This window comes from Humibacillus sp. DSM 29435 (genome assembly GCF_001758225.1).
GTDB lineage: Bacteria > Actinomycetota > Actinomycetes > Actinomycetales > Dermatophilaceae > DSM-29435.
Genome location: NZ_MAST01000018.1, coordinates 1 through 25,659 on the forward strand (window position 1 = coordinate 1; position 25,659 = coordinate 25,659).

17 protein-coding genes are annotated in these 25,659 nt (G+C 69.0%); 8 read left to right on the plus strand and 9 right to left on the minus strand.

Translation table 11 applies throughout. The annotated features are described in order from the left end of the window. Positions 1-179 precede the first annotated feature (179 nt). Positions 180-1,076, plus strand: coding sequence for a hypothetical protein (locus BA895_RS13055; protein WP_139142643.1), 897 nt, complete (start codon positions 180-182; stop codon positions 1,074-1,076). Between the two features lie 118 nt (positions 1,077-1,194). Here the strand turns inward: BA895_RS13055 and pntB are convergent, their stop codons facing one another. The 3 genes from pntB to BA895_RS13070 all read right to left on the minus strand — a co-directional run bounded on the left by pntB (position 1,195) and on the right by BA895_RS13070 (position 5,272). Beyond that, on the minus strand, positions 1,195-2,577 hold the full coding sequence (gene pntB / locus BA895_RS13060) for a Re/Si-specific NAD(P)(+) transhydrogenase subunit beta (RefSeq protein WP_070192348.1): 1,383 nt from the start codon (positions 2,575-2,577) through the stop codon (positions 1,195-1,197). A gap of 3 nt (positions 2,578-2,580) precedes the next feature. After that, positions 2,581-4,140 carry a Re/Si-specific NAD(P)(+) transhydrogenase subunit alpha gene (locus BA895_RS13065; RefSeq protein WP_070192349.1) on the minus strand — a complete coding sequence of 520 codons (1,560 nt, stop codon included), beginning with the start codon at positions 4,138-4,140 and terminating at the stop codon, positions 2,581-2,583. Between the two features lie 136 nt (positions 4,141-4,276). Continuing rightward, positions 4,277-5,272, minus strand: coding sequence for a sugar-binding transcriptional regulator (locus BA895_RS13070; protein ID WP_070192350.1), 996 nt, complete (start codon positions 5,270-5,272; stop codon positions 4,277-4,279). Positions 5,273-5,461: 189 nt separating this feature from the next. Between BA895_RS13070 and BA895_RS13075 the strand changes: the two genes are divergently transcribed. From BA895_RS13075 to xylB, 6 genes are all read left to right on the plus strand, one after another. Beyond that, positions 5,462-6,811, plus strand: a complete 1,350-nt coding sequence (locus BA895_RS13075) for a sugar ABC transporter substrate-binding protein (RefSeq protein ID WP_070192351.1) — start codon at positions 5,462-5,464, stop codon at positions 6,809-6,811. After that, positions 6,808-7,764 carry a carbohydrate ABC transporter permease gene (locus tag BA895_RS13080; RefSeq protein WP_070192352.1) on the plus strand — a complete coding sequence of 319 codons (957 nt, stop codon included), beginning with the start codon at positions 6,808-6,810 and terminating at the stop codon, positions 7,762-7,764. The genes BA895_RS13075 and BA895_RS13080 overlap by 4 nt, the downstream gene beginning before the upstream one ends. Positions 7,765-7,835: 71 nt before the next feature. Next, entirely contained in the window at positions 7,836-8,675 is an 840-nt protein-coding gene (locus BA895_RS13085) for a carbohydrate ABC transporter permease (RefSeq protein ID WP_070192386.1), read from the plus strand. Continuing rightward, the gene (locus BA895_RS13090; protein ID WP_070192353.1) at positions 8,672-10,159 is read left to right on the plus strand and encodes a mannitol dehydrogenase family protein; all 1,488 of its coding nucleotides are present in this window, start codon (positions 8,672-8,674) and stop codon (positions 10,157-10,159) included. Before BA895_RS13085 ends, BA895_RS13090 begins: the two co-directional genes overlap by 4 nt. Positions 10,160-10,226: 67 nt before the next feature. Then, the gene (locus BA895_RS13095) at positions 10,227-11,246 is read left to right on the plus strand and encodes an NAD(P)-dependent alcohol dehydrogenase (protein ID WP_070192354.1); all 1,020 of its coding nucleotides are present in this window, start codon (positions 10,227-10,229) and stop codon (positions 11,244-11,246) included. Between the two features lie 51 nt (positions 11,247-11,297). Then, a complete protein-coding gene (xylB, locus tag BA895_RS13100; protein WP_070192355.1) occupies positions 11,298-12,707 on the plus strand; it encodes a xylulokinase in 1,410 nt (469 codons plus the stop codon). 583 nt (positions 12,708-13,290) lie between these two features. On the opposite strand, the gene argS is transcribed toward xylB, so the two are convergent. The 5 genes from argS to BA895_RS13125 all read right to left on the minus strand — a co-directional run bounded on the left by argS (position 13,291) and on the right by BA895_RS13125 (position 22,851). Continuing rightward, complete coding sequence (gene argS / locus BA895_RS13105) at positions 13,291-15,063, minus strand: arginine--tRNA ligase (RefSeq protein WP_070192356.1); 1,773 nt, start codon at positions 15,061-15,063, stop codon at positions 13,291-13,293. A 139-nt stretch (positions 15,064-15,202) separates the two neighbouring features. Then, positions 15,203-16,792 (minus strand): hypothetical protein, encoded by a 1,590-nt coding sequence (locus BA895_RS13110; protein ID WP_070192357.1) that lies wholly within the window; start codon positions 16,790-16,792, stop codon positions 15,203-15,205. Between the two features lie 164 nt (positions 16,793-16,956). Beyond that, positions 16,957-18,663, minus strand: coding sequence for an AMP-binding protein (locus BA895_RS13115; RefSeq protein ID WP_083283316.1), 1,707 nt, complete (start codon positions 18,661-18,663; stop codon positions 16,957-16,959). A gap of 213 nt (positions 18,664-18,876) precedes the next feature. Then, positions 18,877-21,915 (minus strand): S8 family peptidase, encoded by a 3,039-nt coding sequence (locus BA895_RS13120; protein ID WP_139142644.1) that lies wholly within the window; start codon positions 21,913-21,915, stop codon positions 18,877-18,879. A 195-nt stretch (positions 21,916-22,110) separates the two neighbouring features. Then, entirely contained in the window at positions 22,111-22,851 is a 741-nt protein-coding gene (locus BA895_RS13125) for an SDR family oxidoreductase (protein WP_070192358.1), read from the minus strand. Positions 22,852-22,989: 138 nt separating this feature from the next. On the opposite strand from BA895_RS13125, the gene BA895_RS13130 reads away from it, so the two are divergent. Further along, on the plus strand, positions 22,990-23,589 hold the full coding sequence (locus tag BA895_RS13130; RefSeq protein ID WP_070192359.1) for a bifunctional 2-polyprenyl-6-hydroxyphenol methylase/3-demethylubiquinol 3-O-methyltransferase UbiG: 600 nt from the start codon (positions 22,990-22,992) through the stop codon (positions 23,587-23,589). A gap of 127 nt (positions 23,590-23,716) precedes the next feature. On the opposite strand, the gene BA895_RS13135 is transcribed toward BA895_RS13130, so the two are convergent. Continuing rightward, positions 23,717-25,651: an aspartate ammonia-lyase gene (locus BA895_RS13135; protein WP_083283318.1), complete on the minus strand. Its 1,935-nt coding sequence runs from the start codon at positions 25,649-25,651 to the stop codon at positions 23,717-23,719. Between the last annotated feature and the right edge of the window lie 8 nt (positions 25,652-25,659).

Below are 25,659 nucleotides of genomic sequence, written 5' to 3' on the forward strand. Positions count from 1 at the left end.
CCCCACCCTTTCCCGCGAACGACTCGTTCGAGGGCGAACGACGGGGTATGCCGCGTCGTTCGCTCACGAACCCGTCGTTCGAGCAATGTGGCCGAGGTTTTCCACAGGCACTCCGACGCCCAACGTCGACAAGCGTCACCATGGTCGGCATGTACCTGCAGGCCATATCCACTGACGGCGTGTTCTCTGCCCGCCATGCCGCAAACATCGGCGTCGACGGCACGACGTTGCGTCGGCTGGTCAAAGATGGCGACTGCCACCCGCTTCACCGCGGGTGGTACGCCGTAGACCGGCCTCGCGACCCCAGGGAGCACCATCGACGGCGGACCGCTGCCCTGCTTCAGGAATACGCCGGGCAGGTCGTGGCCTCGCACGGATCGGCGGTGGTGCAGCTAGGGCTTCCCACCGAGGCGATCGACTTCGGCACCGTGCACCTGATGTGGGTCGACCCGAAGAAGCCGTATCAGGCCTTCAGCCGAACCCGCATCCACGAGACCGTCCTGGAACCGGGCCTACCCCTTCAGGATCGAACCGTCCACCCCGCACTGGCCGTCGTCCAAGCCGGCCAGACCGACCCCCGAGCGCTGGTCGTCGCCGCGGATGCCGGGATGCGAGCGGGGATGATCGAGCAGGCCGATCTGGTGACGGCCTGCTCCGCATCGAAGGGGCAGCGCGGCATGACACGAGTGCGGGCCGCCCTCGGGCTGTGCGACCCACGGCACGAATCACCCGGCGAGTCACTGACCGCCTTTGTGCTCCACGCCCTCGCCTACGAGTTCGAGCCGCAGTTCCCCCCAGGAACCAACGGCCCCGGCGGCAAACCCCAGTACGCCGACTTCCGGATCAGCGGCACGTGCGTGCTCGTCGAGTTCGACGGTGAGAGCAAGTACAGCGCCGCAGACCCGGAGCAGGCCCAGGCGTTGCTCTTCGCCGAGAAGAGGCGCGAAGACCGCATCCGGGCACTCGGTTGGGAGGTCGTGCGCCTCACCTGGGCAGATCTCTATCGACCCGACCTGGTGCGCGCCAAGATCGAGGCGGCGATCGCGCGGGGCCGGTCGCGGCCGAAAGCCGGCTGACCGGCATCCTGCCTGGCGGGCGGCTCGAACGACGGGTTCATGAGCGAACGAGTCGGCATACTGCGGCGTTCGCCCTCGAACGAGTCGTTCGCGGGGACAGGGAAGGGAGGGGGTGGGGTCAGAGGGCCTTGATGATGTCTTCGACGCGCTCCTTGGCGTCGCCGAAGAGCATGGCGGTGTTGTCGCGGAAGAAGAGCGGGTTCTGCACTCCCGCATACCCGGCGTTCATCGAGCGCTTGAACACGATGACCTCACCGGCCTTCCACACCTCGATGACCGGCATCCCCGCGATGGGTGAGGTGGGGTCGTCGTTGGCGGCGGGGTTGACCGTGTCGTTGGCGCCGATGACGAGCACCACGTCGACGCCGGCCAGGTCGTCGTTGATCTCGTCCATCTCGAGCACGATGTCGTAAGGCACCTTCGCCTCGGCGAGCAGCACGTTCATGTGCCCGGGCAGACGGCCGGCGACGGGGTGGATGCCGAACCGCACGTCGATACCGCGTTCGCGCAGCTTGGCCGTGAGGTCGGCGACGGGATACTGCGCCTGCGCCACCGCCATCCCGTAGCCAGGCGTGATGACGACCGAACCGGCGTGGGTGAGCAGCTCGGCCACCTCGGACGCTGAGGTCTCGCGATACTCGCCATAGTCGACGTCGACGTTCGAGACCGTTCCGTCGGAGCCGAAGCCGCCGGCGATGACCGACACGAACGACCGGTTCATCGCGGTGCACATGATGTACGAGAGGTAGGCACCCGAGCTGCCCACGAGCGCCCCGGTGACGATGAGCAGGTTGTTGCCGAGCATGAAACCGGCCGCCGCCGCGGCCCAGCCGGAGTAGCTGTTGAGCATCGAGACCACGACCGGCATGTCGCCGCCGCCGATGGAGGCGACCAGGTGCCACCCGAACGCGAGCGCGATGACGAGCATCAGCAGCAGCGGGACGAGCGAAGCGGCGGCGACGAACCAGACCAGCAGCGCCGTCGACGCCACGAGCGCAGCGAGGTTGAGCCAGTGCCGGTTCGGCAGCATCAGCGGCTTGCTCGACATGCGGGCCGACAGCTTGAGGAACGCGACGATCGACCCGGTGAAGGTCACGGCCCCGATGAACACCCCGAGAAAGATCTCGACGAGGTGCACTCCGTCGCTGCCGCGTCCGCCATCCACAAACGTGTTGAGGCCGACGAGCACCGCCGCGGCACCGACGAAGCTGTGCAGCATCGCGATGAGCTCGGGCATCTGCGTCATGCCGACCCGGCGCGCGAGCCAGATGCCGATGGCAGCACCGATCGCCATGGCGACGACGATGGCGACGACGTTGCCCCACAACGCTCCCCGTAGCGCGAGCCACCAGGTGGCGACCAGAGCGATCGCCATGCCGACCATGCCGAGCACGTTTCCGTCGCGGGCACTCTCGTGCTTCGACAGACCGGCGAGCGAGGTGATGAACAGCAGCGCAGCAACCACGTAGGCGGCCTGGATGAGGGCGAGATCGGTTCCCATCGCTCAGCCCTTCCGGAACATCGTAAGCATCCGCCGGGTCACGGTGAACCCGCCGAAGATGTTGATGCTCGCGATGAGCGTGGCCAGGAACGCGAGCACCACGACGACCGCTTGGCTCCCGCCGTCCATGGGGTTGCTGCCCCCGAGCTGGATCAGCGCCCCCACGATGATGATGCCGCTGATGGCGTTGGTCACCGACATCAGCGGGGTGTGCAGCGCGTGGTGCACTTTGCCGATCACGTAGTAGCCGATGACGACCGCGAGCGCGAACACCGTGAAGTGGCCGAGGAAGTCAGCGGGCGCGAAGGCGGCCACAAGACCGAACACTGCCGCACCGATCGCCATGCCGACGTAGCGTCGTCGCGGGTCGGGCGGTCGGGGTGGCTCCTTCACCACCGGGGCGGATGCCGCTGCGCTCGCCGGCGCAGCCGACACCTGCACCGCCGGCGGGGGCCAGAGCAGCTCGCCCTCCCGCACGACCGTCATGCCCCGTTGCACGACGTCGCCCAGGTCGAGCACGAGCCGCCCATCCTTGGCCGGCGTGAGCAGCTTCATCAGGTTGACCAGGTTGGTGCCGTAGAGCTGGCTGGCCTGGGTGGGCAACCGGGCCGGAAGGTCGGTGTAGCCGATGATCTTCACCCCGTTCTGCGAGACCACCATCTGATCGGCCACGGCGCCCTCGACATTGCCGCCGTTGGCCGCCGCCATGTCGACGATGACCGACCCGGGCTTCATCGTGGCGACCATCTCACCAGTGATGAGCCGTGGTGCCGGGCGCCCCGGGATGAGCGCGGTCGTGATGATGATGTCGACGTCGGGCGCCTGGGCGGCGTAGAGCTGGGCGGCTCTCGCGTTGTAGTCCTCGCCCATCTCCTTGGCGTAGCCGTCCGTCGATACGGCGTCAGCAGCCTCGGCCGCCTGCACCGAAAGGAAGTCGGCCCCCATCGACTCGACCTGCTCGGCCACCTCGGCCCGGGCGTCGGTCGCCCGTACGATCGCCCCCAGCGAGCGCGCCGTGCCGATGGCGGCCAGCCCGGCGACGCCCGCCCCGACGACGAGCACCTTGGCCGGCGGCACCTTGCCCGCGGCCGTCACCTGACCGGTGAAGAACGACCCGAACTCGTGGGCGGCTTCGACGACCGCCCGGTACCCGGCGATGTTGGCCATCGAGCTGAGCACGTCGAGCGACTGGGCGCGGCTGATGCGCGGAACGGCATCCATGGCCATGGCCGTGACACCCGCCACACGAAGCCGCTCGAGCAGCTCGGGCTGCAGGGCCGGCGCCATCAGGCTGACCAGGGTCGTGCCCGAGCGGAGCCGGGCGATCTCTTCGTCGTCGGGAGGGTTGACCTTGTGCACGATGTCAGACCCCCAGACCTCGGTGGCCGGCGCCAACCGGGCCCCGGCGGCGGCGTACGCCTCGTCGTCGAAGCTGGCCGCGAGACCGGCCTGCGACTCGATCACGACGTCATAGCCGAGGCCGACAAGCTGGCTCACGGTCTTGGGGGTGGCGGCGACGCGCGTCTCACGGGCGCGACTCTCGCAGGGGACACCGATCTGCACAGCGGGCTCCTTTGACCGGGCGACGAGACGACGGGGGGTGCATGACGAACCTATGTCACGAGCCTCGATCCTCGGGCGGGAGAGCCAGAATCACCGCTCGCCTCCGACCGGTCGAAGACAGCGGCGCGGTCGTCGGTCAGCCGGCCGCCGCGCCTTGTGCGTCGAGCAGCCGGGTTGCGCTCGCGACGTCTTCGAACAGGGCGTCGGCGTGCACTGTGTCGACGACGAGCGCGTTGACGAGACCTCCGCGCAGCGCCGCGCCCACAGCGCAGGCCTTCGGGCGACCGGAGACGAGACCGATCACCTCAGGGATGCCGCGCAGCTCGTCGGCGCCGATGGTGACGATGCGCTCGGCAAGGGGTGGTTCGACGAGGTGTCCGTGAGCGTCGAAGCAGCGGCCGGCGATCTCACCGACAACGCCGGCGGCTCGCGCCTGCTCACGGTCGTCGGGGGTGGCGGCGTCGTAGACGGTCGACAGCCCGGCCGACCATGAGCCGATCCCCACCACTGCTGTCGTGACCCGTGACGCCTCGGCGAGGCCACGCAACACCGCGCCGTCACGACGAAGGGTCTGGGCGGCCACGACGTCGTCGAGCAGCAGCGGGGCGTGGAAGATCGACGACGACCCGCCGGTGAGCCGCGCTGCTCGGCGCACGATGTCGACGGCGCTGCTGTCGACTCCCGGGATCTCCATCGCGCCCGAGAGCTGCACCACGTCGACCCGCGGCAGCTGGCCCAAAGCGTGGGTCATGATGTCGATCGACCGAGCCCAGGGCAGGCCCAGCACGTCACCCTCCTCGAGGATCTCGGCCAGCAGCGCGGCTGCCGCCTCGCCGAGGTGCTCGCTCAGGGTGTGGAAGTCGAGGCCCGTGCCGTCGATGACCACGGCGTGGCGCAGCCCGAACGCCTCCTGCAGCCGCGCCGACCGGTCGAGGTCGATCTCACCGTCAGCGACGATCTCGATGTGCACCATGCCCCGCTCGTGGGCCAGGTCGAGCAGCCGGGCGACCTTGAACCGACTGATGCCCAGGTCAGCGGCAATCTCGGTCTTCGACTGGCCCTCGAGGTAGTGGCGCCGCGCCACTGCAGCGGCGCGCACCAGCTCAGCCGGTCCGCGGCTCTCTTTCGCCATTGCCCTCACGCCCCGATTCTGGCGCCTCATCGCGCCGTTCGTGGTCGCTCGCCGGATGTTGGCCCAACGGTTGACACCAGTGACCTGAGTCACTTTACTCATACGTGCAATGTCTCGCTCAAGTGAGCGGGCCTCGACGAGGAGGGCGACGTGCGACGAAGCAGACACGCAACAAGGCGACGGGCCAAGATGGCCGGCGCCGTGGCGCTCACGGGTGGGCTCGTCGCGAGCCTCTCGGCCTGCGCCGGCTGGGGTGGTGGCGGCGGCGGCGATGGCGGGGCGAACAGCATCAACGTGCTGATGGTCAACAACCCGCAGATGATCGACCTCCAGCAGCTAACGGCCGCGAACTTCACCAAGCAGACCGGTATCACCGTCAACTTCACGGTGCTGCCCGAGAACGACGTTCGCGACAAGATCAGCCAGGAGTTCTCCAGCCAGGCGGGTCAGTACGACATCGCCACGGTCAGCAACTTCGAGATCCCGATCTACGCGAAGGCCAAGTGGCTCAGCCCGCTCGACCCCTTCATCGCCAAGGACGCGGCGTTCGACCAGGCCGACATCCTCAAGCCGATGCAGGTCTCGCTGTCGTCTGACGGCAAGGTCTACGGCGAGCCCTTCTACGGCGAGTCCTCGTTCCTGATGTACCGCAAGGACATCATGCAGCAGAAGGGCATCACGATGCCCGCGAAACCGACCTGGCAGGAGGTCGCCGACATCGCGGCCAAGGTCGACGGCGCGCAACCCGGTATGGCCGGCATCTGCCTTCGTGGCCAACCCGGCTGGGGCCAGATCTTCGCCCCCCTCACCACCGTGGTCAACACCTTCGGCGGCACCTGGTTCGAGAAGGACTGGACCCCCGGCGTCAACGCCCCGCCGTTCAAGGAGGCCGTCAACTTCTACGTCAACCTCGTGAAGGCGCACGGTGAGAAGGGCGCTCCGCAAGCCGGCTTCACCGAGTGCCTCAACAACCTCACCCAGGGCAACGTGGCGATGTGGTACGACGCCACGTCGGCCGCCGGTTCGCTCGAGGCAGAGGGCTCCCCGGTCAAGGGCAAGCTCGGCTACGTCGCTGCCCCCGTCGTCAAGACGAAGAGCTCGGGTTGGCTCTACGCCTGGTCGTGGGGCATCCAGGCCGCGAGCACGAAGCAGGAGAACGCCTGGAAGTTCATCTCCTGGGCCTCGGGCAAGGACTACGAGAACCTCGTCGGCAGCAAGCTCGGCTGGTCACGAGTCCCCGCCGGCAAGCGCGCTTCGACCTACGAGATCCCGGAGTACCTGAAGGCCGCATCGGCCTTCGCCGGGCCGACCAAGGCCGCGATCGAGGCCGCCGACCCGACCAACCCCGGCGTGCAACCGCGACCGGCAGACGGGATTCAGTTCATCGACATCCCCGAGTTCCCCGACCTGGGCACCCAGGTCAGCCAGGACGTCAGCGCGGCCATCGCCGGCCAGACCACGGTCGACGATGCCCTCAACAAGGGCCAGAGGATCGCTGAAGACGTCGCCGAGCGCTACCAGTCCCGGGAGAAGAAGTGAGCACCGCAACCACGAACCCCCCTGCCGGTTCGTCCGCGCCGAAGGCTGCGAACCAGAAGCCGAGCACGCAGCTGGCCCGAGCCGGCAAGTGGGCGAGGCGGGCCCCGCTGCTGCCCGCGCTGATCTTCGTGATCCTCATGACGCAGCTGCCGTTCCTGGCCACGCTCGTCATCTCGTTCATGAACTGGAACGCCTACTACCCCGACGAGCGCGGGTTCGCCGGCTTCGACAACTTCAAGCGGGTCTTCACCGATGTCAACGCCCGGCAAGCTGTCGTCGTCACCATCTTGCTGACGCTGGCCGTCGTGATCATCAGCCTTCTGCTCGGCCTCGGTATCGCACTGTTGCTCGACCGCAAGTTCCGCGGCCGCGGCATTGTGCGAACCCTGATGATCACGCCGTTCCTCATCGTGCCGATCGCCGCCGCCCTGCTCTGGAAGCACGCGCTCTACAACCCGGAGTACGGCCTGTTCAACGGCGCGCTGAAGTTCGTCTTCGGTGACAACGCTCCCCAGCCCGACTGGATCAGCAACAACCCTCTCTGGGCCATCATCGCGGCGCTCGTCTGGCAGTGGACACCGTTCATGATGCTGATCCTTCTCGCGGGTCTACAAGGTCGACCCCTCGACGTGGTCGAGGCGGCCCGCATCGACGGGGCCAACGGCTGGCAGATCTTCAAGAGCATGACCCTGCCCCACCTGCGCCAGTACATCGAGCTGTCGGGCCTGCTGGGCGCCATCTACGTGGTGCAGAACTTCGACCACGTGTTCACCATCACCTCGGGTGGCCTCGGCACCGCGAACCTGCCGTACTACATCTACCAGACCTTCTACACCGCCCAGGACTACGGCCGCGCGTCGGCCGCCGGCGTCGTGGTCGTCGTCGGCACGATCATCATCGCCACCTTCGCCCTGCGATCTGTGTTCAGCCTGTTCAAGGAGGAGTCCCGATGAGCGCCAGCACTCCGGTCACACCCGAAACCTCCGGGGGCCCGGTGCCCCAGAGCGTCGGGGCACCGCAACCGATGCAGAGCACGGCGATCAACCATCGCAAGCCGCCACGCAGCCACGGGCTGCTGGGCCTGCTGGCCTGGGTGATCGGCATCCTGTTCGCCCTGCCGGTGGCCTGGATGATCCTCACCTCGCTGCACAGCGAGACCGACGCCGCCACCAACCCGCCGCGCATCTTCGCGCCGCTCAGCCTCGAGGGCTACAAGGCCTTCTTCGACGCCGGCCCGTGGCCCGCGCTGCTCAACTCGCTCACGGCCAGTGTGCTCTCGACCCTGCTGGTGCTGCTGCTCGCCTTCCCGGCGGCCTACGCCCTCTCGATCCGGCCGGTGAAGGCCTGGACCGACGTGCTGTTCTTCTTCCTCAGCACCAAGATGCTGCCGATCGTGGCCGGCATCCTGCCGCTGTACCTCTTCGCCCAGAAGACGCACCTGCTCGACAACATCTGGTGGTTGATCGTGCTCTACACCTCGATGAACCTGCCGATCGCGATCTGGATGCTGCGCAGCTTCCTCGCGGAGGTGCCCGTCGAGATGCTCGAGGCCGCTCAGGTCGACGGAGCCAGCCTGGTCCGCACGCTCAAGGACGTCATCGCGCCGGTCGTCATGCCCGGTATCGCGGCAGCGGCGCTGATCTGCTTCATCTTCAGCTGGAACGAGCTGCTGCTCGCCCGGGTGCTCACCGGCACCGCGGCCGGAACGGCACCGGTGTTCCTCACCGGGTTCGTCACGAGCCAGGGCCTGTTCCTGGCCAAGGTGTGTGCGGCCTCCCTGGTGGTCTCCCTGCCCGTGCTGGCGGCCGGCTTCGCTGCGCAGGACAAGCTGGTGCAGGGCCTGTCGATGGGCGCCGTGAAGTGAGCGACACCGCTACGCCCCTCTCGGCGGCTGCACTGCCCGGCCTGCGTGAGCAGGTGGCCAGGCCGGGCTACGACCGTCAGCAGGTCACGGCGAGCATCGTGCACTTCGGAGTGGGCGGCTTTCACCGCGCCCACCAGGCCATGTATGTCGACCAGCTGATGAACGAGGGAGGGTCGCTGGAGTGGGGCATCTGCGGTGTCGGCGCGCTACCGCACGACCAGCGCATCATCGACACGCTGACGGCTCAGGACGGCCTTTACACCCTGGTCGTCAAGCACCCCGACGGCCATCGGGAGGCTCGGGTGATCGGTAGCATCACCGAGCTTCTCTTCGCCCCCGACGACCCCCAGGCGGTGGTCGACCGGCTCGCCGACCCCCAGACCCGCATCGTGAGCCTCACCATCACCGAGGGCGGCTACCTCGTCAACCAGGTCACCGGTGAGTTCGACCCGAGCGATGAGAACATCCAGCACGACCTGGAGCCGGATGCCGTGCCGCGCACCGTCTTCGGGTTCATCGTCGCGGGTCTCGCCGCGCGGCGAGCGGCGGGCGCAACCCCGTTCACCGTGATGTCGTGCGACAACCTGCCGGGCAACGGCGATGTCGCCCGCAAGATGATCACCGCGTTCGCCCGGTTGCGCGACCCCGACCTCGCCGACTGGATGGACGAGCACGTCGCCTTCCCGAACGCCATGGTCGACCGCATCACCCCGGTCACCGTTCAGGACGACATCGACCGGCTCGCCGACGAGTTCGGCGTTGCCGACGGCTGGCCCGTCGTCTGCGAGCCCTTCACGCAGTGGGTGCTCGAAGACCGCTTCACCGACGGACGACCTCCGTTGCAGGATGCCGGGGTGCAGGTCGTGGGCGATGTCGTGCCCTACGAGCTGATGAAGCTGCGGCTGCTCAACGCCAGCCACCAGGCGTTGTGCTACCTCGGCTACCTCTCCGGCTACCGCTACGCGCACGAGGTGTGTCAAGACCCGCTCTTCGTCGACTTTCTGCTCGGCTACATGGAGCACGAAGGCAGCCCCACCCTGCCCGAGGTGCCAGGCGTCGACCTCGACGCCTATCGCCACCGGCTCGTCGAACGGTTCGCCAACCCCGAGGTGCGTGACACCCTCGCGCGACTGTGCGCCGAGAGCAGCGACCGCATCCCGAAATGGCTCGTGCCCGTCATCACCGCGAACCTGAGCAGCGGCGGTGAGATCGACCGGTCGGCCCTGGTCGTCGCGTCGTGGGCGCGCTACGCGGAGGGCACCGACGAGCAGGGTGACCCGATCGAGATCGTCGACCGACTGAAGACGCGGGTCATGGCCGCCGCCGGCCGGCAGGGTGAGGACCCCCTCGCCTTCCTGCGCGACCGCGACCTCTTCGGTGATCTCGTCGACAATGAACGGTTCACGAGGGCGTACGCCGAGGCCCTCGAGCGCCTGCACGTGCACGGGGCCCGCGCTACCCTCGAGGCGTCCGTGCGCCGCTGAGGCTCGCCAGTGGCGCCGGTGGCGCCGGTGCAAGAATGAACGACCCAACAGAATCTGCGGAGGAACCATGCGCGTTGCGGTGCTCAACCGGCCGGGCGAGATCGAAGTCGTCGAACGGGCCGATCCGCAGCCGGGCCCCGAGGAGGTGCGGGTGCGGGTCGCGGCGGTGGGGGTGTGTGGCTCCGACACCCACTACTTCGACCACGGACGCATCGGCAGCTTCGTCGTCGAGTCGCCACTCGTGCTCGGGCACGAGGCCAGCGGGGTCATCGACGCCGTCGGGCCGGGGGTCGACCAGAGCAGGGTCGGCCAGCGGGTGTCGATCGAACCAGGTGTGCCCTGCCGCAGGTGCGAGCAGTGCCTGGCCGGCCGCTACAACCTCTGCCCGCGGATGCGCTTCCACGCCACCCCGCCGATCGACGGTTCGCTTGCCGAGCTCGTCGTGACCCACGAGGCGTTCGCCCACCCGGTTCCCGGCTCGGTCTCCGACGAGGCCGCCGCGCTGCTCGAACCGCTGTCAGTCGGCATCTGGTCGGCCCGCAAGGCCCACGTCGGGGTCGGCAGCCGGGTGCTCGTCACCGGGGCCGGGCCGATCGGGCTCGTCGCCGTGCAGGTGGCCCGGGCCGCCGGGGCGGTCGCGATCACCGTGGTCGACCTCAACGACGAGCGGCTCCGCGTCGCCACCGATCTCGGTGCCACGTCTGTCGTCAACCCCTCCCGCGACGACCTGTCCGGGGCCATCGCCGGCGCCGCACCCCACGCCCTCATCGAGTGCACCGGCAACGCGGCCGTGACGAAGCAGGGCGTCAGCGCTCTCGCCCCGGCCGGTAGAGCCGTTCTCGTGGGCATGGGCGGCGACGAGGTGGCCCTGCCGCTCTCGGCGATCCAGGAGCACGAGCTTGTGGTCACCGGCACCTTCCGCTACGCCAACACCTGGCCGACGGCGATCGGGATGGTCGCGGCCGGCATCGTCGACCTCGACCGTCTCGTCACCTCCCGGCATACTCTCCAGGAGAGCGCGGCAGCGCTCGTCGCCGGTCGCAGTGACCCGAAGGGCATCAAGGCCGTCGTCTCGCCGCAACGCTGACCTTCCGGTCAGCCTGACGCCCGCGTCTTCGCAACCAGAGCAAGGACCCCCATGAGTGCCCGCACCCTCGTCGCCGGAGTCGACAGCTCGACCCAGTCGACCAAGATCGTCGTGTGCGACGCGCAGACCGGGCAGGTCGTGCGCGCCTCCCGCGCTCCCCATCCCGACGGCACCGAGGTGCACCCCGACCGCTGGTGGGAGGCCTACACGCAGGCGAGCGGTGACGGCATCCTCGATGGCGTCGACTCGATCGCGGTCGGGGGGCAGCAGCACGGCATGGTCACGCTCGACGACGACGACGAGGTGGTGCGCGACGCGCTGCTCTGGAACGACACCCGCAGCGCCCCCGCCGCGGCCGACCTCGTCGCCGAGCTCGGCGGAGTGGGGGCGTGGGTCGACGCGGTGGGCAGCGTTCCGGTCGCCAGCTTCACCGTCACCAAGCTGCGGTGGCTCGCCGAGCACGAGCCCGACAACGCCGCCCGGGTCGCTCGGGTGGTCCTCCCCCACGACTGGCTGACCGGCCGCATCCTCAAGCAGGGCATGGGTTTCGAACGCTGGAGCACCGACCGCGGTGATGCGTCGGGCACCGGCTACTGGTCGGCCGCCACCGGCGAGTACCGGCTCGACCTGGTCGAGCGGGCGCTCGGCCGCGTCGTCGACGTGCCAGAGGTGATCGCCCCCGCTGCTGCGGCGGGGCGTACCTCGTCCGGCGTGATCGTGGCCGCGGGCACCGGCGACAACATGGGCGCGGCCCTCGGTCTCACTCTCACCCCGGGTGACGTCGTCGTCTCCCTCGGCACCAGCGGCACGGTGTTCACCCCGACCGACGGGCCGATTCGCGACGAGACCGGCGCCATCGCCGGATTCGCCGACGCGACCGGGCGACACCTGCCGCTCATGTGCACCCTCAACGCCGCGAGGGTGCTGAGCGCGACGGCCACCATGATGGGCGTCGACCTGGCCACCCTCGACCGGCTGGCGCTCGAGGCCGAGAGCGGCGCCGGAGGGCTGTCGATGCTGCCCTACCTCGACGGCGAACGCACGCCTGACCTGCCGCTCGCCACCGGCACCCTCAGCGGGCTCACCCGCGCCAACGCCACCCCGGCGAACCTCGCCCGGGCCGCTGTCGAGGGAATGCTGTGCAACCTCGTGGCCGGCGTCGATGCGCTTCGCGCCCACGGGGTGCAGGTCGACCGGGTGCTGCTCATCGGCGGGGCGGCCGCGTCACGGGCCGTGCGGGAGATCGCGCCGGGTCTGTTCAAGGCACCGGTCGTCGTACCCACCCCGGCCGAGTACGTCGGCATCGGGGCCGCCCGCCAGGCCGCGTGGGCGTTGTCCGGCGAGCCCGAACCCCCGTCGTGGCAGCTCGTGCTCGACTCCGAGTACGACGTTCCCGCCGTCGACACCTCCGGCGTGACCGGTCGGTACGCCGCCTTGCTGGCCAAAATGCACGACCGCTGAAGCGCCCCAAGCCCGCCACGGTCCGATTCATGCGGTCGGATGCCGCCTGAGCCCACCGCAACTCCGCCACGGTCCGATCCGCGCGGTCACAACCCGCCTGAGCCCACCGCAACCCTGCCACGGTCCGATCCGCGCGGTCACAACCCGCCTGAGCCCACCGCAACCCTGCCACGGTCCGATCCGCGCGGTCACAACCCGCCTGAGCCCACCGCAACCCTGCCACGGTCCGATCCGCGCGGTCAGATGCCGCCTGAGCCCACCGGCAGCCCGCCACGGTCCGATCCGCGCGGTCACAACCCGCCTGAGCCCACCGCAACTCCGCCACGGTCCGATTCCTGCGGTCAGATGCCGCCTGAGCCCACCGCAACTCCGCCACGGTCCGATCCGCGCGGTCACAACCCGCCTGAGCCCACCCGAACTCCGCCACGGTCCGATCCGCGCGGTCAGAACCCGCCTGAGCCCACCGCCAGCCCGCCACGGTCCGATCCGCGCGGTCAGAACCCGCCTGAGCCCACCGGCAGCCCGCCACGGTCCGATCCGCGCGGGCTGGGATGCCGTGCAGCCAGCGGCAGCGGGTCGCGTGTCACATGCGCTCGGGCGCCTCGATACCGAGCAGGTCAAGCCCCGTGATCATGACCCGGAGAACGAGGGCGCACAGCGTGAGCCGTGACTCCTTGACCGAGTCGAGCTCGGCCTTGAGCACGGGGCAGAACTCGTAGAAGGCTGAGAACGACTGCGCCAGCTCGAAGAGGTAATGAGCCAACCGGTGCGGTTCGTAGGTGGCTCCGACCTCGGCCACGACGTCGCCGAACCGCAGCAGGGCCGTGGCCAGCGCCCGCTCCTGCGGCTCCCCCAGCACGACCGGGGAGTGCTGCGACAGCGGGTCCAGACCAACCGAACGGAAGATCGAGCGCACCCGGGCCACCACGTACTGCAGGTACGGCCCGGTGTTCCCCGTGAGCGAGACCATCCGGTCGAGGTCGAAGACGTACTCGCTGCTGTGCGCCACCGACAGGTCGGCGAACTTCACGGCACCGATCCCGACCTGCCAGGCGATGGCGGAGCGGGTGTCGGCGTCGAGCTCGGGACGGGCCTCGTCGATGACGGCCTCAGCTTTGGCGACCGCTTCGTCGAGGAGGGCGACGAGGCGCAGCGACGCCCCTGACCGGGTCTTGAGGATCTTGCGGTTCTCGCCCAGCACGTTGCCGATCTGCACGTGAACAGGGGTGACCGACTCGGGGAGCCAGCCCGCCTTGCGCGCCGTGTCCCACACCATGTTGAGGTGCAGCGCCTGGGTGGCGCCGATGACGTACAGGGCACGGTTGGCGCCGAGCTTGGCGACCCGGTAGCGAATGGTGGCCAGGTCGGTGGTGGCGTAGCCGTAGCCGCCGTCGGACTTGCGGATGATGAGGGGCACCGGCTTGCCCTCCCGCCCGGTGTAGCCGTCGAGGAACACGCAGAGTGCGCCGTCCGACATGACGGCAAGGCCACTGGACTCGAGCTCGTCGCAGATGCCGCGCAGGTCGTCGTTATACATCGACTCACCGGCGAGATCGTCGTCGGTGAGGGTCACGCCGAGCATCGAGTACACCTTGTTGAAGTAGGCCTTCGAGAGGTCTACCAGCTCGTTCCAGAGCCTCATCGTGTCGGGGTCGCCAGCCTGAAGAGCGACCACCCGCGACCGGGCCCGCACGTTGAAGTCGCCGGCGCTCCCGGTGGGCTCGGCCTGCTCGGCGGCGTCGAACTTGACCCGCGCGCCCTGGTAGAACGCGTTCGGGTCGCTGACGAGCAGCCCGGCCTCGGCTGATCCCTCGCCGACCTCGAGCAGGTGCTCGATGAGCATGCCGAAGGGGGTGCCCCAGTCGCCGACGTGGTTCTGCCGGACGACGTGGTGTCCGAGGTGCTCGAGCGTGCGCGCCAGCGAGTCACCGACGATCGTCGTGCGCAGGTGCCCGACGTGCATCTCCTTGGCCACGTTGGGTGAGGAGTAGTCGATCGGGATGACCTCGCGCTGCTGCGTGACCACCCCCACCCGGTCATCGGCCGCGATGTCGTCGACCAGACTCGCCAGCCAGTCGCTCTTGTACGTGACGTTGACGAACCCCGGCCCGCTCACCTCGAGCGTCTCGCACATGTCGCCGGTCGCCGGCATGGCCTCGAGAGCCGTCACGATCTTCGTCGCCACCTCGCGCGGTGGCAGACCGACCTTCTTGGACAGGGCCAACGCCGCGTTGACCTGCACGTCGGCGAACTGTGACGCGCGCAGCACCGGGTCGGCCTCGCGGAACTGCTCGCCGAGCGCTGCGGCGATGGCGGACTGCACCACGGGGGTGAGGGCGAGCAGCGGGGAGACCATGACGTCAGTTTATGGGCGTCGCCCCGGTGCTTGCGCCGCGGTTTCGTGCCGGCGACGGGGCCCCACAGCCGGACGAACGGCAACGGGACGGCATCCACCAGCGTGCGTGGATGCCGTCCCGCGGCGACGGGCGGTTCGCTCAGCCGCCGTCGCGACCGAATCCTGCTCGGCGAGCAGCATCCTCGTTGTAGAACCAGACATCGGGCTCGGCGCCGTCGTAGCCCTCGTCACCGGGAGCCGCGAAGCTCTTGCGGTCGGTCCATGCCTTGACGGGGTGGGCGAGGGGCTGGGCGCCGTCGTCGATGGGCTGAGCCGACCCGATGCCGTAGCCACCGTCGAAGACCTCGTCGAAGCCCGAGATCCTCCGTTCGGCACTCATCGGGGCTTCATCGTGCGAGGCCTCGTCGGACTCGGCGTCGTCGGCGTCCTCGGCGTCCTCGGCGTCCTCGGTCGGCTCATCCGCCACGGACTCACTGGCTGACACGTGAGCCGGCTCGTCGGTTGCGACGACCGGTGACTCGGGAGCGGCGTCGTCGGAGCCTGCAGTCGCCGAGGCTGTGGCCTCGCCCGGGGCGGGCGTCTCGGTTGCCGCGGCTTCGGCGTCATTGCCACTCTCGGTGTCGGCGCCACTCTCGGTGTCGGCGCCACTTTCGGTGTTGCCGTCACTTTCGGTGTTGCCGCCACTCACGGTGCTGTCATTCTCGGGGGCGGCTTCAGACGGAGTGTGGGCCGCGAACCCCTCGTCGGTGTTGTCGGCCACCTCGTCACCCTCGTCGAGGCCGGGCTCACCCGGTGTCGTGGCCCAGGGCTGGCCGCGGTGGTCTCCGGGGTCGCTGTCGGGCGGCCCGCCGCCGACCAGCACGTCGTCGCGTTCGCTCAGCGCCGGCACCGAGACCTCTGTGGGCTGCGTGGCGGTGGCCACCTCCGGGCCGTCGTCGGAGGCGAGGGGTTCCACGGCATCCGCCTCCGGTTCCCCGACTGCTTCAGCAGCAGTCGGGTCAGCGCTGACGGCGGTGCTTCCCGAGGTCTCCGACTTGGCAGTGCTTCTCTTCTTCTTCTTCATGTCATCGTCGTACCCGTCAGCGGCCGCTTCCTCCCCTGCTGTGGCGAAGGGGTCTGCCGCGTCGGCCAGATCGGGCTCGTCGTCGTGGTCGTCTAACGTGCTGGCGCCGCCGAGCACGCCCGTGTTCTCGGTCGTCTGGGCGCCTGAGCCGGAGGCCGCAGGGGCGCCCTGGTCGCGCTCGACGGGCTGCGCGGCCGCCTGCTCCGAGGCAGGGCCTGGGTCGGGGCGCGAGTCAGGGTCTGAGTGATCGTCTGAGTGATCGCCCGAGTGATCACCCTGCTGACCGACCCGGTGGCCCTCATCGTCGGTGGCCACGTCGGGGTCGATCCGGTCGGCCTCACGGGCGAGGTCGTCACGTTCGGCCCTGACCCCGTCAGCCGCCGCCCGCTGGGCGTGGGCCTGGTCCTCCAGCGCCGCGGCGGCGGCCTCCTTCTCGTCGGCCTCAGCGCGAGCGTCGGCCGCGATCTGCTCCGTGACGGAGGCGCGGTCGGCGCGCTCCTGGAGCAGCGGCGTCTTCTCCTGCGCCTCGGCACGCAGCTCGCCGGCCTGGAAACGTCGCTCGTCGAGCACCCGGCGTCTACGCGAGGACATCACCACCGCGACGATGACCAGAATGACGACGACAGCGAGTGCGATCCAGAGGATCGTCTTGGTGGAGTCGGACATGGCTACCCCTTCAGGTCACGCTTGGTTGCAACTGTTGCACCGCAACCTACCGGCGCCGCGGTGGGTCGGGTCACGAACCGCCACGGCGTGGGTCGCCGGGCCGGCGTTCCTGCCCCTCGCCCGACCCGCTCCGGCCCACTCCGACCCACTCCACCGCCCTCTGCTCAGCTGAGCCCGAGGCGTCTCGCGGTGGTCTCGCGCATCTCGATCTTGCGGATCTTGCCGGTCACCGTCATCGGGAACTCCTCGACGATCTCGACGTAGCGGGGAATCTTGTAGCTGGCGAGCTTGCCTTCGCAGAAGGCGCGCACCGACTCCGCCGTGAGGGGTTGCGCCCCGTCTTTCATCCGGATCCAGGCGCACAGCTCCTCGCCGTACTTCGCGTCGGGCACCCCGATCACCTGCGCGTCGAGGATGTCGGGATGCGTGTAGAGAAACTCCTCGACCTCGCGCGGGTAGACGTTCTCGCCCCCGCGGATGACCATGTCCTTGATGCGGCCGGTGATCTCGACGTAGCCGTCGTCGTGCATGACCCCGATGTCGCCGGTGCGCATCCAGCCGTCGACGAGGGCTTCGGCGGTCTTCTCGGGCGCCTCCCAGTAGCCGAGCATCACCGAGTAGCCCTTGGTCTGAAACTCTCCGGCCTGCCCGCGCGGCACCGTCTCACCCGTCAGCGGGTCGACGATCCTGATCTGCAGATGCGGCCCGACCCTGCCGACGGTGCCGACCTTCTGCTCGAACGTGTCGTCGGTGCGGTTCTGCGTCGACACCGGCGACGTCTCGGTCATGCCGTAGGCGATCGTCATCTCCTCGATGCCCGATGCGATCAGCTGCTTCATCAGCTCGGCCGGGCACGGCGAGCCGGCCATGATGCCGGTACGCACGCTCGAGAGGTCGTAGTCGGCGAAGCCGGGCAGGTTCCACTCGGCGATGAACATCGTCGGCACGCCGTAGAGGCTGGTGACCTTCTCGTCCTGCGTGGCCTGCAGCGTCGCGGCCGGGTCGAAACCGGGGGCCGGGATGACCATGCACGCACCGTGCGAGGTGCAGGCCAGGTTGCCCATGACCATGCCGAAGCAGTGGTAGAACGGCACCGGGATGCACACCCGGTCGGCCTCGGTGTAGTCGCAGAGCTCACCGACGAAGTAGCCGTTGTTGAGGATGTTGCGGTGGCTGAGGGTGGCGCCCTTGGGAAAGCCGGTGGTGCCCGAGGTGTACTGGATGTTGATCGGGTCGGTGTTCGACAAGCTCGCCTGAACCCGCGCCAGCTCGTTCGCTGACACGTGTCGGGCTTGTCCGAGCGTTGTCTCCCACCCCCCCGTGCCGAAGTAGACCCAGTGCTCGAGCGCCGGGCACTCTTCGCGAACCTCCTCGATCATGTCGATGTACCTGCTCGTCTTGAACTGCTCGACCGCGAAGAGATAGCGGATGCCGGACTGGTTGAGCACGTACTTCAGCTCGTGAGAGCGGTAGCTGGGGTTGATGTTGACGAGGATGGCGCCGATCTTCGCGGTGGCGTACTGCAGCAGCGTCCACTCCGAGCAGTTCGGGGCCCAGATGCCCACGCGTTCGCCCGTTGTCACCCCGAGGGCGAGCAGCGCCCGAGCCAGCTCGTCGACGTCAGCGCGTAGCTCGGCGTAGGTCCACCGCTTGCCCTGGGCCACGTCGACGAGCGCCTCCCGGTCAGGGAAGCGGGATGCCGTCTCGTCGAAGTTGTCGCCGATGGTGGCCTCGAGCAGCGGGGTGTCGGTCTCTCCTTGAGTGTGGGACAGGGTGTTCGGCAGTGTGTCCGACAGGGCGTTCGACAGGGTGTGGGGGGGCCGGCCCGGGCCAGGTCTGGGCGAACCCTGCTCAGGCGTGACGTCGGTCATGGGTTGCCTCCCGGGCGGCGGTGTGGATGTGGAGCGGGCGCAACGCATCGAGACCACCCAACCCCCGACGGGGCTCAGGTGCAAGGGACCACCCCGGCATCCGCCTCGTGCGTCGTGGCTCCCGGCATCCGACACCTTCGACGGGCGCCGGAAAGGGCGGCCCGGGCACTGGCCCGGACCGCCCCTCCTGGTTGCTCTACCGATCGCGGCGACCTACTTGAGGGTCACCAGGGTCAGGCTCGGGCTCGTCGAGTACCCGACCCAGCCGAGGTAGCGCTTCGACGCGTCGAGACCGCTCCAGGTCGCCGTCACCGTCGCCGAGGTGCCCTGCGTGAGGGTGACCGGGTTCGGCGTCACCGCGAAACCGCCCTGGTCGGTGGCCGGGTTCACGTTGAAGACGTCGAGCCGGTAGTCGGTTGTGGCTCCGGAGGACTCATAGCCATCGACGAGGGCGATGTAGTCACCCGCCGCGAGACCGAGCAGGTCGATGCGCTCATCGCCTGAGCTCGTCGCCGACTGGCCGACCAGCGTGGCTGCCCCGCCCTCGACCTTGTAGAGGTAGAGGTCGAAGTCGGAGGCGTCGGGAGTGACATCGAGGTCGACCCGGGTCAGTGACGTACCCGCTGCGACGGTGAACGGCACCTGCTTCTGACCGCCCGTCGCGAGCGAGCCCGTCGTGGCGTTCGACTCGGCGAGCCCGGTCGGGCTCATCGTGACCTGGGCCGACTCGCCGCCGGTGACGGTGTAGCCCACCGAACCGGCCGCGACCGAGCCGGTGACCTCAGCCGGAGCGGCCAGCGCCACGGGCTTGAGGGCGACCGGGATCCGAACGAACTTCGGGCCCACGAGGAAGACGTTGCCCTGGGTCCACTGGTCGACGGCGGCCCGGGTGCGGGTGAAGGTGATCGCCACGGTCTTGGTCTGACCGACCTTGGTGAACTTCACCGTGGCCGGCTTGGCCGTCACCTTGAAGCCGGGCACGCCCGACGTGACCTTCCAGGTGCCCTTCTGCACGGCCGTGAAGGTGCGCTTGACCGTGACCGACCCGGTGACGTTGCTCGAAGCGATCGACGGACCATTGAAGTCGGTCGCCGAGATGGCCGGCACACCGGTGTCGAGGCCCTGTCCCGTGATGAAGCCACGGAAGTCGGCAGCACCGGAGTCGATGACCAGGCCCGGGTTGAGGAAGCTCTTCGGGTTGACGAAGCCCGCCCCTTGGGCGAAGCCGTCGCGCTCCTTGTCGCCGGTCGCGGTCTTGTTGTCGAAGGCGGTGGTCATCATGGCCGACTTGACCGCCATCGGGCTCCAGGTCGGGTGCACCCCGAAGTAGAGGGCGGCGAGACCCGCGATGTGCGGCGAGGCCATCGACGTGCCCGAGTAGAGGTCGAAGTCACGCCCGCTGTTCGTCGGCGGGGCGACCGCGGCGAGCACCGAGCTGCCGGGAGCCGAGATGTCGGGCTTGAGCAGGTCAGAGCCGTTGGCCAGCGCCGGGCCCCGCGAGGAGAACGCGCTCACCTGCGGCAACGGGGTGGTGGGGCCACCCGTGGTGTCGCCGAGCACGAAGCTCGCCGTGGCACCAGCCGTCGCGGCGTAGGCCTTGATGTCGGCGCCGGCCACCTCGTCGACGTGCACGGTCGGCACGGCGTGGAAGTCGGCGTCGAGGCTGTTCGGCGTCGCGTTCGCGAGCACCATCCCCACCCCGCCCGCGCGCTTGACCTCAGCTGACTTGGCGACGCGGTCGTAGGTGCCGCGGGTGCAGACGACGATCTTGCCTGTGACCGCGGCGGGGTCGAGCACGTCCGGCCCGCAGAGGTCGAGAGCTGTCGGGTCGGCGCCGGCGACGCCAGCGGCGGTCGCGTTGACCAGCGGGCTGCTGGGCAGAGCCGTGCGGGCGATGCTGGCACCCTTGTACTTCGCGCCGTTACCGAGCACGACGGTGTTCTCGAAGTTGACGTGGGTCGAGCTCGCCACCGTCATCAGCCACGGGCTGTTGTGGGCCACCGTCGACGCTGCGGGCCCGCTGTTGCCGGCGGAGGCAGCCACGAAGATGCCGGCCTCGGCCGCCCCCTCGAAGGCGATCTCGACCGAGTCGATGACCGTGTTCTGGGCGCCGGAGATCGAGTAGTTGATCACGTCGACGCCGTCTTCGATGCTGTCGTCGATCGCCGCCACTGAACCGCTGGTGTAGCAGTCACCGGTGTCGGGGTTGCCGTCGTCGAAGCAGGTCTTGTAGACCGAGAGCTTGGCACCGGGCGCCATGCCCGAACCCGTGCCGAAGTCGACGCCCTCGACCGACATCTTCACGCCGTGGTTGCCGGCCGCCGTGGAGGCCGTGTGTGATCCGTGGCCGTCACCGTCGCGGGGCGAGATGTACTCGGTTGCGGGGCGGGCAGACTCGGGAACGTTGGCGAGGTAGGTGTCGGCGTAGTAGCGGGCCGCGATGAGCTTGCTGTTGCAGTTGGCGAGCGTCCACTCCTGCCCGGTCTGGCAGACGCCGGTGAAGATGCCGCCGTCAGCCTTCTTCATGACGTTGACGCCGTTGGCGCGCTTCAGCCCCCACTTGCCCTGCGGGGTGCTGGCGATGGGGTCCCCGGCGAACGAGGCGCTTTCGGGCCAGGCGCCGGAGTCGATGACCCCGACGACCACACCGTCGCCGGCCTTCTGGTAGCCACCCAGCTTGCTCCAGACGGAGTTCCTGCCGCCTTCGAGACCGAGGAACGACGGGGTCTGCCAGGTGTCGAGCTGTCGGGCCTCGTCGCGCTGCACGAGCAGCACATCCTTGTTGCCCGCCAGCTTGGTCGCCTGGGCCTTGGTGAGCTTGGCCGAGAAGCCGCTCAAGGCGAGCGAGAAGTGGCGGTTGGCCTTCGCGCCCACTGCCGAGGCCATCCGGTCCTGCTTGGTCTTCAGCTGGTCACGGTAGGTCGTGACCGCGCTTCGCTTGGCGTCGAAGTGCTCGCCGGCCGCGGCCCGCGTCGCCGGGTTGGTGGTGGCGCCACGGTCTCTGGTGACGACGATGTAGTTGCCGTCCTTGAACGCAGCGATCGCCTTGGCGGTCGTGCCCGGGCTGGCCTGTGCGGGCAGCTTCGGAAGCATGGGCAGAGCGGCCGAGCTGGCCCCTTCGCCTGCGGTGGTGGTCGCGGCCGTGGCCGTGGTGGACACCGCGGAGATGGCGCCCGCGGCGACCATGGGCGCGAGGGCCAGGGCCGCGATGCGCTTCGTGGCGCGTTTCGGCCGTCGTTGTGGACTGGTCAAGGCATATCCCCCATCAGGTCGCCCGAAGGCTGGTAAAGGCACTCGACCTCGTCGTGAAAGGCGACTGTGCCCGGCGAGTGACAGACAACCCGCGTTCCGGAACCGCGTCAAGGGCTACCGCGACGCGCGTCGCCCCCGAACCCTGACGTATCGGTTGAAATACGGACATTGGGTCCGGAGATCGTCGGAGGCGTGTCACCCGCGCCCGATGAACGGCATCGTCGTGGCCATGATCGTCATGAACTGCACGTTGACGCTCAGCGGGAGCCGCGCCATCGCGAGCACGGCGTCGGCCACGTGGGTGGGGTCGAAGGTCGGCTCGCCCCGGGTGCTGCCGTCGGCCTGCCGGGCGGCGACCGCCAACCCGGCGGTCATCTCGGTGGTCGCGTTGCCGATGTCGATCTGACCGCAGGCGATCGCGTGCGCACGCCCGTCGAGCGAGATGGCCTTGGTCAGACCAGTGATCGCGTGCTTGGTCGCGGTGTAGGCCACGCTGGCCGGCCGGGGGCTGTGCGCCGAGACCGAGCCGATGTTGACGATCCGTCCGCCCTGCGGCTGCTGCGCCTTCATGACTCGCACCGCCTCTCGCGCGCAGAGGAACGGGCCGGTCACGTTGACGTCGAGGGTCTGCTGCCAGGCGTCGACCTCGATCTCGTCGACCTCCCCTGACGGCCCGAACGTGCCGGCGTTGTTGACGAGCAGGTCGACCCGCCCCCACCGGCCCACGACCGCCTCGAACAGGTCGCTGACCTGTTGCGCGGAGGCCACGTCGGTGACGTGCACGAGCGCGTCCGCGTGATCCGCCGCCGTCGCCTCCAGCGACGCGCGGGTGCGGCCGGCCAAGGCGACGGCGTAGCCCGCTCCGAGCAGGGCCGTTGCCATCTCCCGGCCCAACCCGGATCCGGCCCCTGTCACGACCGCCACTCCTTCAGACATCGGTCTCCTCCCACCTCGGTCGTGGCGTCGCGCCGGCCCGCCCTCGGATACTGCCCTGGATGCCGGGTGCCCGGCGGTTCAACCATGGTGGCGTCAGTGTTGGTGCCAGTGTTGGCGCCAGTGTTGCAGGATGGCCCCATGAGCACACCACCGCGCTGGTTCACCGAGACCGACGAGAACCACTCGCAGTGGTACGTCGACCGGTTCCGCCGGCTGGCCGAGGAAGGTGCTGACCTGGCCGGCGAGGCAAGGCTCGTCGACGCCCTCGTGCCGCCGGCCTCGCGGGTGCTGGATGCCGGCTGCGGGCCCGGGCGCCTGGGCGCCGAGCTGTTCCGGCGAGGCCACGACGTCGTCGGCGTCGACGTCGACCCCGTGCTGCTCGCCGCCGCCGAGCACGACCACCCCGGCCCCACCTGGTTGCAGTCCGACCTCAGCGCGCTCGACCTGGCGTCCCTGGGTCAGCCCGAGCCCTTCGATGCTGCCGTGCTGGCCGGCAACGTGATGGCCTTCGTCGCCGCCGGCACCGAGACGGTGGTGCTCGAGCGCGTCGCGGCTCACGTGGTTGCGGGTGGGCGCGTCATCGTCGGGTTCGGTCTCGAACGCGGCTACGCCCTGGCCGACTTCGACACCCACTGCGCTCAGGCGGGTCTCGAACTCGAGCTGCGGCTGGGCACCTGGGACGTCACGCCGTTCACCGCCGACAGCGACTTCGCCGTCAGCCTGCTCCGTCGTCGCTGAGTTTCGGCCCCAGCGTTCGCCTCCACGACAAAAACTCCCCCAGCACAACCATCTCGACGCACAACCACCCCGGGCGGGGTTGACCCGCTCGGGGTGGTTGCGTCGGCGACGTCCGACCGGCGACCCGTCAGGCGGTGGTGCTCGGCTGCAACGGGCTCGTCATCCGTGCCGGGTCGAGCATCTCGTCGAGCTGCTCACGGGTGAGCCAACCCTTGGCGATGACGAGGTCGTAGACGCTTTCTCCACCGGCCAGCGCCTCCTTGGCCACCTGGGCCGAACGCTCATAGCCCAGCACCGGGTTGAGGGCGGTGACCAGGCCGATGGAGCGCTGCACGTAGCCAAGGCAGACCTCCCGGTTGGCCGTGATCCCCTTCACACACTTGTCGGTGAGCACGATGGTGGCGTTGGTGAGGATCGTCAGCCCCTGCAGCAGGTCGTAGGCGATGATCGGCTCGGCCATGTTGAGCTCCAGCTCGCTGGCCTCGGCGGCCATGCCGATCGTCGTGTCGAAGCCGATGATCTGATAACACACCTGGTTGACCATCTCGGGCATCACGGGGTTGACCTTGCCCGGCATGATCGACGAACCGGGCTGCATCGGCGGCAGGTTGATCTCGTTCAACCCGGCCCGCGGGCCGCTCGAGAGCCAGCGCAGGTCGTTGCAGATCTTCGAGACCTGGATCGCGACCCGCTTCAGGGCCCCGGACAGGTAGGCGAACGCGCCCGAGTCCTGGGTCGACTCTACGAGGTCGCCGGCGAGAGTGAGCGGCATCCCGGTGATCGTGGCCAACCTTTCGGTGACGAGGGCCGCGTACCCGGCGGGGCTGTTGATCCCGGTACCTATGGCGGTGGCACCCATGTTGATCTCGTGCAGCTCCAGGGTCGCGTGCTCGAGCGCGTGGCGAGCCGTGGTCACCATGCGGGCGTAGGCGCCGAACTCCTGGCCGAGCGTCATGGGCACGGCGTCCTGGTTCTCGGTGCGCCCCATCTTCAGCACGTCGGCGAACTCGACCGACTTGCCCCGCAGGGCGTCGGCGAGCTGGTCGAGGGCTTGCAGGGCCTGCCCGATGGTCAGCAGCACGGCGATCTTGACGGCGGTGGGGTAGGCGTCGTTGGTCGACTGCGAGAGGTTCACGTGGTCGAGCGGGTGCAGGTGGGTGTACTCCCCTCGCCGGTGCCCGAGCAGCTCGAGGCCGCGGTTGGCGATCACCTCGTTGGCGTTCATGTTCGTCGAGGTGCCGGCGCCCCCCTGGATCAGGTCCACCACGAAGTGTCGTCGCAGCTTGCCCTCGATGATCTCGTCGCACGCGGTGGAGATGGCCGCCGCCCGATCGGAGTCAAGCACGCCGAGCTCGGTGTTTGCCTGGGCTGCAGCCTTTTTCACCATGGCCAAGGCTGTGCACATCGCACCGACGTCGTGCAGCCGTTGCCCCGAGATGGGGAAGTTCTCCATCGCTCGCAGGGTCTGTACTCCGTAGTACGCGCTGGCGGGCACCTCCCGCACGCCGAGCGAGTCCTTCTCCAGCCGGCTGGTGCCGATCGGCTCGAGCGCCTCGCCGTGGTCGGCGAGGTGGGCGGTCGCGACTCGTAGGCGGGCTCGCAGTCGTTGGGCAACGCGCAGCATCAGCTCGGACCAGACGTCGGGTCGCTGCGTACGCAGGCCGTCGACCGCAGCCGTGTCGACGACCAGCATCTCGACCGGTCCGAGGGCGCGGGTAGACAGACGGTGCGGCGTCTGGTCCTCCATCAGCACGCCTTCGAAGACCATGGCACCCCGTTCGAGCAGGCCCACTCGCCGAGGGTCGCCATGACGGCCGTGTAGCAGCTCGAGCTCGCCCGCGAGCAGCACTCCGAACCACTCACGCGGGGCGCCCTGCTCTGCGACGAACACCCCCGAGGCGAACGTCTGCACGCGGCCGATGTCGTGCAGCACGTCGAGCAGCTTCTGGTCGGCGTCGTTGACCTCGGGCGCAAGGTCGTCGATGTCGTGGAGGTCACTGACACCGACGATCTCTCGTTTACCGTCGGTGTCGTGCTGGTCGACGTAGGTCGTGTCGTTCATGGTGGGTC

Coding starts and splice junctions, on each gene's coding strand:
- BA895_RS13115 (WP_083283316.1), bottom strand. CDS start 18,663: ATGACCGACGTCACGCCTGAGCAGGGTTCGCCCAGACCTGGCCCGGGC.
- BA895_RS13085 (WP_070192386.1), top strand. CDS start 7,836: ATGCAGAGCACGGCGATCAACCATCGCAAGCCGCCACGCAGCCACGGG.
- BA895_RS13070 (WP_070192350.1), bottom strand. CDS start 5,272: ATGGCGAAAGAGAGCCGCGGACCGGCTGAGCTGGTGCGCGCCGCTGCA.
- BA895_RS13130 (WP_070192359.1), top strand. CDS start 22,990: ATGAGCACACCACCGCGCTGGTTCACCGAGACCGACGAGAACCACTCG.
- BA895_RS13135 (WP_083283318.1), bottom strand. CDS start 25,651: ATGAACGACACGACCTACGTCGACCAGCACGACACCGACGGTAAACGA.
- pntB (WP_070192348.1), bottom strand. CDS start 2,577: ATGGGAACCGATCTCGCCCTCATCCAGGCCGCCTACGTGGTTGCTGCG.
- BA895_RS13095 (WP_070192354.1), top strand. CDS start 10,227: ATGCGCGTTGCGGTGCTCAACCGGCCGGGCGAGATCGAAGTCGTCGAA.
- xylB (WP_070192355.1), top strand. CDS start 11,298: ATGAGTGCCCGCACCCTCGTCGCCGGAGTCGACAGCTCGACCCAGTCG.
- argS (WP_070192356.1), bottom strand. CDS start 15,063: ATGGTCTCCCCGCTGCTCGCCCTCACCCCCGTGGTGCAGTCCGCCATC.
- BA895_RS13075 (WP_070192351.1), top strand. CDS start 5,462: ATGGCCGGCGCCGTGGCGCTCACGGGTGGGCTCGTCGCGAGCCTCTCG.
- BA895_RS13110 (WP_070192357.1), bottom strand. CDS start 16,792: ATGTCCGACTCCACCAAGACGATCCTCTGGATCGCACTCGCTGTCGTC.
- BA895_RS13125 (WP_070192358.1), bottom strand. CDS start 22,851: ATGTCTGAAGGAGTGGCGGTCGTGACAGGGGCCGGATCCGGGTTGGGC.